Source organism: Paenibacillus taichungensis (assembly GCF_050994985.1).
GTDB lineage: Bacteria > Bacillota > Bacilli > Paenibacillales > Paenibacillaceae > Paenibacillus > Paenibacillus taichungensis.
Window position 1 is genome coordinate 6,489,653 of sequence record NZ_CP194720.1, and the last position, 12,022, is coordinate 6,501,674.

12 protein-coding genes are annotated in these 12,022 nt (G+C 48.0%); 9 read left to right on the forward strand and 3 right to left on the reverse strand.

Annotation, left to right across the window (positions count from 1 at the left end; translation table 11 throughout):
• The first annotated feature begins 100 nt into the window (after positions 1 to 100).
• The 5 genes from ACR1R9_RS29260 to ACR1R9_RS29280 all read left to right on the forward strand — a co-directional run bounded on the left by ACR1R9_RS29260 (position 101) and on the right by ACR1R9_RS29280 (position 5,890).
• Positions 101 to 1,039 carry a nucleoside hydrolase gene (locus tag ACR1R9_RS29260; protein WP_433922103.1) on the forward strand — a complete coding sequence of 313 codons (939 nt, stop codon included), beginning with the start codon at positions 101 to 103 and terminating at the stop codon, positions 1,037 to 1,039.
• 282 nt (positions 1,040 to 1,321) lie between these two features.
• Positions 1,322 to 2,140 (forward strand): ABC transporter permease, encoded by an 819-nt coding sequence (locus ACR1R9_RS29265; protein ID WP_433922102.1) that lies wholly within the window; start codon positions 1,322 to 1,324, stop codon positions 2,138 to 2,140.
• A 4-nt stretch (positions 2,141 to 2,144) separates the two neighbouring features.
• Entirely contained in the window at positions 2,145 to 2,936 is a 792-nt protein-coding gene (locus ACR1R9_RS29270; RefSeq protein ID WP_024632851.1) for an ABC transporter permease, read from the forward strand.
• An 18-nt stretch (positions 2,937 to 2,954) separates the two neighbouring features.
• Positions 2,955 to 4,013, forward strand: coding sequence for an ABC transporter ATP-binding protein (locus ACR1R9_RS29275; protein WP_063567191.1), 1,059 nt, complete (start codon positions 2,955 to 2,957; stop codon positions 4,011 to 4,013).
• A 119-nt stretch (positions 4,014 to 4,132) separates the two neighbouring features.
• A complete protein-coding gene (locus ACR1R9_RS29280) occupies positions 4,133 to 5,890 on the forward strand; it encodes an adenine deaminase (protein ID WP_433922101.1) in 1,758 nt (585 codons plus the stop codon).
• Between the two features lie 147 nt (positions 5,891 to 6,037).
• Here the strand turns inward: ACR1R9_RS29280 and ACR1R9_RS29285 are convergent, their stop codons facing one another.
• A complete protein-coding gene (locus ACR1R9_RS29285) occupies positions 6,038 to 6,469 on the reverse strand; it encodes an SMI1/KNR4 family protein (protein WP_076287472.1) in 432 nt (143 codons plus the stop codon).
• A gap of 151 nt (positions 6,470 to 6,620) precedes the next feature.
• On the reverse strand, positions 6,621 to 6,884 hold the full coding sequence (locus tag ACR1R9_RS29290; protein WP_246317994.1) for a hypothetical protein: 264 nt from the start codon (positions 6,882 to 6,884) through the stop codon (positions 6,621 to 6,623).
• 237 nt (positions 6,885 to 7,121) lie between these two features.
• On the opposite strand from ACR1R9_RS29290, the gene ACR1R9_RS29295 reads away from it, so the two are divergent.
• The 4 genes from ACR1R9_RS29295 (at position 7,122) to ACR1R9_RS29310 (ending at position 10,629) form a co-directional block, all read left to right on the forward strand.
• On the forward strand, positions 7,122 to 7,862 hold the full coding sequence (locus tag ACR1R9_RS29295; RefSeq protein ID WP_433922100.1) for an HAD family hydrolase: 741 nt from the start codon (positions 7,122 to 7,124) through the stop codon (positions 7,860 to 7,862).
• A gap of 342 nt (positions 7,863 to 8,204) precedes the next feature.
• Positions 8,205 to 8,684 carry a Dps family protein gene (locus ACR1R9_RS29300; protein ID WP_076287474.1) on the forward strand — a complete coding sequence of 160 codons (480 nt, stop codon included), beginning with the start codon at positions 8,205 to 8,207 and terminating at the stop codon, positions 8,682 to 8,684.
• Between the two features lie 128 nt (positions 8,685 to 8,812).
• Complete coding sequence (locus ACR1R9_RS29305; RefSeq protein ID WP_433922099.1) at positions 8,813 to 10,018, forward strand: nitric oxide synthase oxygenase; 1,206 nt, start codon at positions 8,813 to 8,815, stop codon at positions 10,016 to 10,018.
• 143 nt (positions 10,019 to 10,161) lie between these two features.
• Positions 10,162 to 10,629, forward strand: a complete 468-nt coding sequence (locus ACR1R9_RS29310) for an NUDIX hydrolase (protein WP_326066827.1) — start codon at positions 10,162 to 10,164, stop codon at positions 10,627 to 10,629.
• A gap of 36 nt (positions 10,630 to 10,665) precedes the next feature.
• Here ACR1R9_RS29310 and ACR1R9_RS29315 read toward each other — a convergent pair whose 3' ends face one another.
• The gene (locus ACR1R9_RS29315) at positions 10,666 to 11,937 is read right to left on the reverse strand and encodes an MFS transporter (protein ID WP_433922098.1); all 1,272 of its coding nucleotides are present in this window, start codon (positions 11,935 to 11,937) and stop codon (positions 10,666 to 10,668) included.
• Between the last annotated feature and the right edge of the window lie 85 nt (positions 11,938 to 12,022).

A 12,022-nucleotide genomic window follows, 5' to 3' on the forward strand; every position in this document is an offset into this window, starting at 1 on the left:
AGGTTATTCTGTCATCGGAGTGGTAAGTGTAAATATTCTTTAGTTGAACTTATATCATTTGCAGCAAGCAATATTTTAACGGCAGAGGAGTTGGGCATGTATGAGTGAAACAGGAAATCGCATCATTCTGGATGTGGATACCGGTATTGATGACGCGCTGGCGATCTTGCTGGCCGTCAAGAGTCGGAAGCTGGACATTCTCGGGATTACCACCGTCTGCGGGAACGTATCACTTCAGCAGGCAACGGATAATACATGCAAAATTCTCGAGCTGGTGGGAGCACCCTCCATTCCGGTCATTGCCGGAGCGGCTGGGCCACTCACACGCAAATCTCACTATGAGCACCGGGTACATGGACAAGACGGATTGGGTGGTGCGCTGCCCGATCCGGCCGTGTCCAAGCAGGCGGATGAAGGTTTTGCCCCCGACTTTATCGTTGAACAAGCGAAGTTGTACCCAGGCGAACTAACACTGATCATGACCGCGCCGTTAACGAATCTGGCTCTGGCGTTAATGAAGTGTCCTGAACTACCTACATTATTGAAGGAAGTCATCTTCATGGGTGGTGTCGTTCGTGGGCATGGCAACATTACACCTACTGCGGAATACAACACGTACGCTGATCCCGAAGCCGCACGCATTGTATTGCATGCTGGTTTCGAGAAGCTAACGCAGGTGGGCTTGGATGTTACCCGCCAAACGCTACTGAATGAAGAAGCCATCGGACGATTGACTGATCCGGTATTGCGCGATTACGTGGCACAGAGCACAGAGATTTACATCAAGAGGTATGAAGAAATGAACGGCATACGCGCCTGTGCCCTGCATGATCCACTGGCCGTTGGCGTCGCTCTTGCCCCGGAACTGGTTGGACGCAAATCGTATTACGTCGATGTAGAGACGGCCAGCCGCCTGTGTGATGGTCAGATGGTATGTGACTTCCAAAATCGTTTGGGCGAACACCCCAACACATTGGTATGCGAAACGGTAGATGCCGAAGGATTCCTTGAGTTATTTATTAACGCATTAAATGCGTAGCTATGATCTTCACGGCATTGGGGTGCAGTCTAAAAATAAATCCTTACGTATTTCGCTGGTAGTGGAGGGGACGAAATCGATTCTGTAGAAGCGAAGCGTTCGCCTTTATCTTTGGATTTTTCCTTCTAAACAGAAGGAGATCAAGAAAATCTAAGGATAACAGCGATCGAAAGAACGATTCGTAACCGTAACGGCTGGTGCGACTAACGTGTAGCATTTATTTTGAAATGTGCTCCAATAAAACGTGTGAATAAAACCATTTTATAAGTCAGGAGTACCGCGATGAAGAAATCAGTATACTGGCTATTGCTGCCGGGATTTGTGTTTTTGGCGGCATTTATGATCATTCCGATTGTCCTGACGATCGGATCGACGTTTTTTCAGGAAAAATCCTTCACGTTTGAAGGATACATGCATTTTTTCAGAGACCCTTACTTTTTGAAAATATTGCTTACGACGCTGCAGGTCAGCGTGGTCACCACCATCGTCTGCGTGGTGCTCGGATTCCCGACAGCTTATTATATTTCACAGAAAGCGCCGCGTCGCAAAGGCATTCTGCTCGCGCTGGCAATCTTCCCACTGCTTACGAGCCCGGTTGTGCGCTCGTTTAGCTGGATGATTATTCTCGGACGCAAAGGGCTGATTAACAACGCCCTTGTTGGGCTTGGTATCGTGGACAAGCCGCTGGATATTCTGTATACGCCGGCAGCTATGATGATTGGTTTGACCCATCTGTTCCTGCCGCTCATGATCATTTCCCTGGTCGGTGTGCTTGAGAACATCGATGGTGATCTGCTCAAGGCAGCGCAGAGCCTGGGTGCATCCCGCTTCACGGCATTCCGCCGGGTGGTGTTCCCGCTGGCTGTGCCAGGGCTTGTTATCGGAGCCGTACTTGTTTTTGTCGGTAGCCTGACGGCTTATACGACGCCTGCACTATTGGGAGGCAAACAGCGCGTAATTGCGACGTTCCTCTATCAGAACGCCATGACCCTGAACGACTGGTATCTGGCCTCGGTCGTTGCTGCGATTATGATTGTCATTACGTTTGTCGTGGTCGGTGTCATGAACAAAATGGCCAAAACTTTAAATCCGAAGGGGTAGACATATGCGGGAGAAACATATCGGGCTGGGCCTGTTCAGTCTGCTGGTCTTTATCTTTCTGCTGGGCCCGCTTCTGATCATCTCGGTGACTTCGTTTGAACCGGGGACGGTACTCAAATTTCCGCCGGAGGGCTTCTCCCTCCGCTGGTACGAGAATATTTTCAACACAGGCGGTTTCCTCCGCACGTTCCAGACGTCCATCATCATTTCCCTACTGGGAAACTTGTTGGCGCTGTTGCTCGGGGTTCCGGCTGCGTACGCACTTAGTCGTTATGATTTCAAAGGCAAGTCGGTGCTGAATGCATTGTTCCTGTCTCCGGTACTCATTCCGGGAATCGTGCTTGGTTTTACATTGATGAAATACCTGATCGTGATCTATCATTTGCCGATGTATCTGGGTCTGCTAATCGGTCACACGATTATTATGCTTCCATTTATCATTCGCGTTATCGCATCGAGTCTGTCGAGCTTTGACTTTGCGGTAGAAGAAGCAGCCCTGAGTCTCGGCGCAGGACGGGTTAGAACGTTCTTCCAGATCGTGCTGCCTAACATTCGCTCAGGGATTCTCGCAGCGGTGCTGATTGCCTTTCTGGAGTCGTTCAACAACGTGGACATTTCCGTGTTTATGACCGGACCAGGGGTAAGCACATTGCCAATTCAGATGCTGACCTATGTAGAAAATTATTTTGACCCAACCATTGCAGCCATTTCCGTGCTTTTGATGGTATTAACTGGACTTTTAATGTTCGTGATCGAACGGATCATGGGCGGATTCTCATACTTTACTAAACGTTAATTGGAGGCGCAGAACGCTATGGCATTGCTGACATTGGATCGCGTATCGGTGGCTTACGATAACCAGACGATCCTGAAGGATTTTCAATTGGAGCTGGAAAAAGGTAAGCTGCTCTCCCTGCTCGGACCGAGCGGTTGCGGCAAAACAACTACGCTGCGCCTCATCGCCGGATTCCTGGAAGCAACACAGGGCAAGTTTATGTTCGGCGGCAAGGATTACACGAAGGTTCCGGTAAACAAGCGGAATTTCGGATTTGTATTTCAGAGTTATGCGCTGTTCCCGCATCTGTCTGTCTATGACAACGTGGCCTTCGGCCTGCGGATGCGCAAGGTAAAAGATAAGGATATTTCTTCACGCGTAATGCGCATCCTTGAAGTGGTGAACCTGAACGGCTTCGAGAAACGCTTCCCGCAGGAACTTTCCGGTGGACAGCGTCAACGTGTGGCGATTGCCCGCGCACTCGTCATTGAACCGGATTTGCTGTTGTTCGATGAACCGCTTAGTAACCTGGATGCCAACCTGCGGCTGAATATGCGGGTGGAGATCCGCCGGATTCAGCAGGAACTGGGCATTACGACACTTTATGTCTCTCATGATCAGGAGGAGTGCTTCTCCATCTCGGATCAGGTAGCGATTATGAACAAAGGCGTTGTCGAGCAGCTCGACCGTCCGGAAACCATTTTTAAATACCCGGCCACGGAATTTGTAGCCCAATTTATCGGCTTCCACAATTTTATTGAATTCGCAGAGCGCAGTGATGCAGGAGAGGTGATCACGCTGAAAGCGGGTGGTCGTTTGTTTACGGCAACAGCGCATCCCGGAACAGCACGTCCCGGTGCACGCAAAGGTGCGATTCGCCCGGATGATCTGATGGTTAGTGGAGATACCTCTGGTGACATGGCGAATGCTTTGCCAGGGATTATCAAAGTAAGCACGTACCTTGGACGCAGTTATCAGTACGTCATTGAGACAGAACTTGGCGACTTCACAGCCAATCAGGAGATGGAGACACCTTATCTCAGCGGACAACGGGTTAATCTGATTTTCCCGCAGGATAAACTTGTCCTTGTGGAATAGCAGCAGGAAGCAGAAGCAGCAAAAGAGGCATTTATCAGCTGAATCCAGAGCAATATAGCTAGTTGTAGCTGCTGCTCTGGATCGCTGTAAGATGCTCATGAAGAAGGAGATTATGCCCCATGCGTGCAGATCAACTAATTAAGAATGTACATGTGTATAACAGTTATTATAAACGATTCGAAATGAACAACGTGGCTGTATTGGACGGTAGATTTATGTATGTTGGTCCAGGCGGACCGGAGATGATTGAAGCCGATGAAGTGATTGATGCACGTGGACGTTACATGATCCCGGGCCTTATTGATATTCATCTGCACATTGAGAGTACAATGGTGACACCAGCAACCTTTTCCCATGGCCTGATCCGCTGCGGAGTAACGTCCATTGTGGCGGAACCGCATGAGATGGCGAATGTGTTTGGGCTGGAAGGTGTGCAGGAGATGATGTCGGCAAGTCGTGAGACAACGGTGGACATGTTCTACGCTATCCCAAGCTCCGTTCCGGCGACACCGATGGAAACAACAGGTGGTTCAATCGAAATCGAAGACATGGATGTGCTGCTCGCTACTGGAGAGATCATCTGTCTCGGTGAGATCATGAACTATGTGGACGTCATCCGTGATCCGGAATGCAAGACCAATCAGATTCTTCAGCATATTCGCAAAAACTATCCAGATCTTGTGATCGAAGGTCATACACCGAAATTGCTTGGGCTGGATCTGCACCGACTGATCTATGCGGGCATCGATTCGGATCATACACATCAGAGCATTGAGGGCTTGCAGGCGCGAATTGCGGCCGGTATGTTCATTGAAATTCAGGAAAAATCGATGACGCCAGAAGTCATGGAATACCTGATTCAGCATGATGTCGCTCAGCATTTCTGCTTCGTAACGGACGATGTTATGCCGGATTCGCTGGTGGAACGGGGACATCTGGATCATATCGTACGTAAAGCTATTCGGATGGGTATGCGCCCCGAAGATGCGATTTACGCTGCAACCTCAACCCCTGCATCCCGGATGAAAATGACTGATCGCGGTAGCATTGCCCCAGGCAAAGTGGCGGACTATGTGCTGCTGTCCAACTTAGATACACTTGCAGTAGAGCAGGTATACAAAAATGGCCGTAAAGCTTATGACGACTACGAACCGTACAAGCAGGACCGAATTAGTGGACAGTTCCCACCTCACTTTTACAAGAGCGTACAATTGAATCTACTGGGAGCCAAGGATTTCGCAATCCGTTTGTCTGATCCAAAGGTGAATGGGCAAAGTGAAGCATCTGACTCAGATGCACAGTTATCTGAAAATGGTTTAAACAACTGCCGGGTTATGATGGTGAAGGATGGTTCAACCTTTGTGGAAGAGCATATTGCACAGGTTCAGGCTACGAATGGTGAACTGCTCTGGGAAGAGAGCGAATATGGACAGATTGCGACCTTTGAACGTTATGGAGTGAACGGCAACCGAGCACATGGTTTGATTGGTGGAGACACGATCAAGCGTGGTGCCATTGCGACAACATATTCACATGATAACCACAACCTTTTGGTCGTAGGGCGCAATCGTGAAGATATGATCTTGGCAGCTAACACGGTGATTTCGAGCCAGGGTGGGTTCTGTGTGGTGGAAGACGGCAAAGTGTTGTCCCATCTCGAACTTCCTGTGGGTGGTATATTGACGGAGGAGCCGCTGGCGGTAGTGTCACACCAAGTGAAAGAGCTGCGTGCAGCGATGTTGTCTCTTGGTTACGTGCACTATAACCCAATCATGTCCATCAGTACCCATTCTCTTGCGGTAAGTCCGGCTCTGAAAATTACCGATCACGGCCTGATTGATGTGAATGCAGGTAAGGTTGTACCGTTGATACTTTAATTGGAATACACATAATTCGTGATGTATAAAAAGAAAAGTCCAATACCCCGTTTCGCCCACGATGAGTGGTGTGACGGGGTATTGTTCTATAACCAAGGATTCAAAATCAAAATTCTAAGCGCTGAGCTTGGCAAGAGGAACATTGAGCTAGATTTTGATCATTCCTTTTAGCGACCATTCCATATATTTGGATACCGATGGCGCAACCCATTTTCGGCTGTCATTTTCATGATTCCATACAAAGACGTCTTCTTTACAGATTCCATCCCCCGTCACTGGAAACGCGAATAAATCGCCAATTCCACTTTCACCGAAAAAGACCAAGTTATCAAATGGCATATAATATTCTTGGAAGTGGTCGTCCCGATAGTGTTTGTTTTCATTCTTGATTCGATCTACTGGCCAGATTAGTCCTAAATCATAAATGGCTCTTACCCCATTGGTTTCCAACAATATTTCCTTTAGTTCACGGGGCAGAGTGACATGGAACAAGCTCTCAACCTTTGCAATTTCGTCTCTGGAAGCTGGAGAACTGAAAGTGTACTCTTCTGAAACTCCCCTGAAATAGTCTTTCCACATGAAGGAATCCTCCTCACATTATTGAATCATGATTTGTATGTAAACCGGCGTATTGTTCAATGAAAAGAAGCAGCACTTTATAGACTGGCCCTACTGCTGATACAAAATAACAATAAGGAGAGTCTTTAGGGCTGCCTCTTCTAACTCTAGCTTACCAAGTAAGCCAACCACTCGTTCGTTTATAATTGTGAAGGAGATCGTATTGCTCGCTGTACATCAACCGTTTCATTCTGGTTCTATACAGACGATAATCATGTTTTCGATCCATTTTACTTTCTTTGTTGAAATGAACGCTCTGGATTCCTTTGCGGAAATCTTTGAGCTTCTCTTTTCTGGGATCAATGAACTTCTTGCTGTTTTTCAGACTAAGCGATTGTTCCTTTTCCCAGGATCGAATCTCTTCCAGTGTAAACATCTTCATCCCCGTTGTGCCGGGTTAAATTTTGGCTTCGAGAGCCATGGCCTTAGACACAACTAATAGAAGAAGAATTTCGGATTGAACATAAGCATCACCTCTGAGATTATTCATCCTTATTTTAACATATACGTGGTAAATCATGTTGGAGTATGAATCCTTGTTTGGACGGAGAAGCGGAATACATATATAGTTGGAAGAGTATGTTTTGAGCCAATAGCAGGAGGATTAACAACGATGATAGATAAAATAAATGCAGCTAAAGCCATCTTTTTCGATGTAGACGATACCTTGTATGATCACTTGCAGCCGCTTCGTGGTGCATTACAGCAAGTTCTTGGTCTGCCAGATGATTTCCCGTATGGGGAGGCATACCATCGCTTCCGTTTTTATAGCGACTGGCTATCTGCCCAAGAAGACTTGTCTGCTGTACCCGAACCGGAGGCGGTTGAACGGATGCGTCATCGCAGATTTGAACTGACCATGGCGGAATTTGGGTATCCCCTACAACCGGGGCAGGCTGAAGAACTGCAAGCACAGTATTTGAGTAGACAGTTTCAGATCCAGCCCTTTGATGGAGCATATGAACTTATCCGAAGACTTCTTGCAGAAGGGCATATTGTGGGATTAATTACCAACGGAGAAGGAAAACATCAGCAGCGGAAGCTCGAAGCGCTGGATGTACTCAGTCTTATTCCCGAGGAACGCATTTTCATATCGGGTACCCTTGGTTACGCCAAGCCCGATCCTAGATTATTTGAGCATGTAAGCAGGCAGACAGAATCGGATTCAGGTTCCAGTTATTACATCGGCGATTCCTGGCGCAATGATGTTGTTGGTGCGGTGGATGCCGGATGGAAAGTGATTTGGTTCAACCATCGTGATGCTTTGCCAGAATCAGAGCATCAGCCTCATCATGTTGCTCGTAGTTATGAAGAGGTAAGCTGTATCCTTACATCCGAGTTGATTCAACAATAAAGCATGAGCTATGTGCATTGGTGCTGCAGTCCTGATCCTCCATGAGGATTAGGGCTGTTTTTTGTTATATACGACGTGAGGATTGTCATTGTACATCGGTGAAAATCGAGGTATAGATACTGTGTGTAAAGGTGTTTAAAAGGGTCTTCCTACCCAAGCCAAACATGAAGTGTAGCTTCATGGAATCTTCATTCGAAAGAGTAGGCTAAAGCCTTCACAAAGGATAAGGGTAGTGTTATAATTAAAACAAGATTTAGATTAAGTCTAAATTAAAAAACGGAAGTAAGTTAAATTACGTGATCATAATCAAAACTATATCGTATTCGAGAGGGGATAAATTCCATGAGCACAATCCAAACTAGAAACAATACTTTTGCAAACCACGCCACTGAACTTCAAGAGGTCCTGAACCGCCAGATCGCAGGTTGGTCTGTACTGTACACCAAATTGCACCACTTCCACTGGTATGTGAAAGGTCCTCATTTCTTCACACTGCATGCCAAATTCGAAGAGTTGTATAACTTGGCAACGGCGAATATGGACGAAGCCGCAGAACGTCTGTTGGCAATTGGTGGACGTCCGGTCGCAACGATGGCTGAACAACTGCGGTTGTCACCTGTTGAGGAAGCACAGGGACAGTTGTCGGCTGAAAAAATGGTAGAAACCGTAGTTGCTGATCTGCAAGCGATGGTGGGTGTTATTAACCAGGGTATTCAAGTAGCAGGCGAAGCTAAGGATAATGCGACTGAAGATATGCTGATTGGATTCACCGCTGCCTTGGATAAAGAGGTCTGGATGTTAAACGCATTTCTGGGCAAATAAGCTAAGTTACCCTGCATCCTGAACAACGATATGTAGAGTCCGTGAACAAAGTGCCCGTTCGCTTACAAATCCGGTGTGCTTGCCGTATAATGATGGCATTCAAGATGTATAGATTGGTGGAGTGAATAATGCGGACAGACCTGGAAGAACTGCGGGATGAAGCTGAACGGTTTATATATAGATGTTATGAAGAGCTGGGCCATTCGCGTGAAGACGCGCAGGCCCGGCTTGTTGCAGTTTTGAACGAGATTGAGCACACAGGTACATATGTGCATACTGCGGAGGAACTAGAGCATGGCTGTAAAATGGCATGGCGGAACAGCAATCGCTGCATCGGGCGGCTATTCTGGGATAAACTGCGCATCGTTGATGCACGTCATGCAGATACGGTTGGAACGGCAGCCGATGCTGTGATGACGCACATCAGAGCGGCCTCCAACAAAGGGAAGATCATTCCGATGATTACGATCCTTCCACCTGATGGACCAAATGGAGCCCCCGTGCGGATTTGGAATCACCAGTTGATCCGTTATGCCGGATATGAGACGACGGAAGGCATTGTAGGTGATCCTGCATCCGTTGAGCTAACGAAGACAGCAATGTCGCTTGGCTGGCAGGGGGAAGGCACGCCTTATGATGTGCTGCCATTGATTATCCAGGCTCAGGGACAAGCTCCAGAGTGGTATCCTGTACCTGAGGAAGACATCGTGGAAGTGAGGATCGAACACCCGGAGCGTCCTGAGATTGCTGAGCTGGACATGCGCTGGTACGGTGTACCGATGATTGCCGATATGCGGCTGGAGATTGGCGGCATATCCTATCCGGCAGCACCATTCAACGGCTGGTATATGGGGACTGAGATTGGCGCACGCAATCTGGCGGATACGTTTCGTTACAATAAACTACCAGCGGTAGCGGCAGCACTTGGCCTGAATACGTCGAGTGAAACGACACTTTGGAAGGATCGAGCTTTGGTAGAGCTGAATGTAGCTGTGCTGCATTCATTCAAGAAAGCAGGCGTTAGCATTGTGGATCACCACACAGCGGCAGCGCAATTTGCCCTGTTTGAACAGCGGGAAGAGAAGGCCGGGCGCGAGCTGACAGGCGATTGGGTCTGGCTGATTCCGCCGGTGTCTCCGGCGACGACGCATATTTTCCATAGTTCCTATCGCAATGAGATTGTGAAGCCCAACTTTTTCTATGGAGATCATTCCTACACACTGGATACAGAGAAAACGGAAGCTGAACGGATGGACAGGGAAAAACAACACACCGAGGGGGATCAGCAGCCTCATGCTGAGAACCCACCAATGAAATGCCCGTTTGCACACTGATGTGTGAACGGGTTGTTTTTTTGCTGTTTTTTTATCAAAGCACGGATTCTAAAATAGGAAATATAACTGAATATTATTTCTCTATATGGAAATTAATTGAACTTCTATAATAAGGATCATGACTTAATATAGGAGGCCTACCCATGGGTTACATTGAATCGCTTCGAGAAATGGTTGGCAATGCACCAGTTATTCTGGTGAGACCGAGTATTTTGATATTGAATAAATCAGGTGAAATGTTGTTGGTTCGACATGTGGATCATACCTGGGGAGTACCGGGTGGATTTATGGAGTTGGGCGAATCGGTAGAAGAGTCTGCAAGGCGAGAGGTCAAAGAAGAAATTGGAATAGAGATCAAGAAACTTGAGTTGTACGGCGTCTTTTCGGGAAAAGAGTTATATACGAAATTAAGAAATGGACATGAATATTATAATGTGGTTATTGGTTATATTTGCACGGAGTTTGAAGGTGAGCTGAAGCCCGATGGGGTGGAAGTTCTTGAAGCAAAGTTTTACAAGCCGACGGAATTGCCTGAGAACACAGACCTTTATTTAAAAAGTAAAATCGAAGAAAATGCACTACATATCGCAGCGCTATTGGGTAAAAAATGATTGGAGGCTGCCCACTGATGTGGGCAGTTTGTGCGTCTACACTCGTTTCGATCTGTAACGGCTGCGCATCACAGCCTGAACGGCAATGGCAGCAGCAATCAGAAGCAGATTGAACACAAACACGGTATACAGCGATCCACGCTCCACAAGCAGAGCAGCCACCAGAGGGGACACGATGGAACCGATCTCTGCCACAGAGACAATTTTGCCTATGACGGAGCTTCTACCCTCGTCCGGGATATGATCCCCGATATGAGCAAAGAACGAATCCATGTAACATGCACCGCCTACACCGCCGATCAGCATGCCCACGTAAACCAGCACATATGAAGATGTGCTCAGAAAAACGACCACTTCGATACCAATCATTAGCATGCCGAACATGCAGAGCAGCAGACGATCACCCATCCGATCAGACAGATAACCGGCTACCGGAGCAGCCGCGAGTGTAGAGATACCAACGACGGTAAAGGCAAGACTGATCGCAAACGGGTCCCAGTGCATGATATGAGCCGCATACAATGCAAAATAAGTCAGAAACACGGCATAAGCGCTCATCTCCAGGAAATGAACCGTACCGTAGCCAATCAGTTGCTGCCTCCGGGTAAGTCCGGTGGATGGTTTAGGAGTGATTGGGCTAGGAGTAGTGTTTCCTGGAGAAACTGTATAATCGGCAGGCGTTTGCGTTGGTTTGGCATCCGTTGGAGACTCGTTTGAGGCGTGACCGTCCGCCACATTTTCAGATACAGGATTGGGCTTAGTGGCTGTCTTCATCCCCATTGCTGCAACCACAGCCATCAGGCAGCACACGGTAACGAGTAAAAAAGGCACCGATAAAGGCCAATGCAACGAGAGCCAGCCGCTGATGACCGGACCCAGCACCATGCCCCCGCCTTCACTGCTGCTGATGTAACCGTTGTACAGCCCCCGGTTGTCGACATTCCCCTCATCCCCGATGATGGAACGCACGACGACTGTAAGTCCGGTAGAAGCGAGCCCTTGCAGCAGTCGCAGCAGACCGAATACGAGCGCCGCAGAAGATACAGCGAAACCGCCCATACAAACAGCGAGCAGCAGCAGCATGGCAATAAGTGCCCGCTTGCCCCCAATTTTTCGATAGAGTGCCGCAGCGGGCACCCCGCCAATCACTTTGCCGACATAAAAGAGTGCAAAAATAACCCCCATCATCCAGCCGGACAGGCCGAATTCCTCAATAAACAAAGGGAACAGGGGCAGGATCATGAAACCGCCCATCTGACTCAGAAAACAAATGATCATCAGCAAAGGCAGGTTACGGCGAATATCCACGAACAGGACTCCTTTCACATGACTTGATTCCGAAATCCTCATGAAATCGCTCTACTTGGATGCGTAGATATCGACATATACCCGT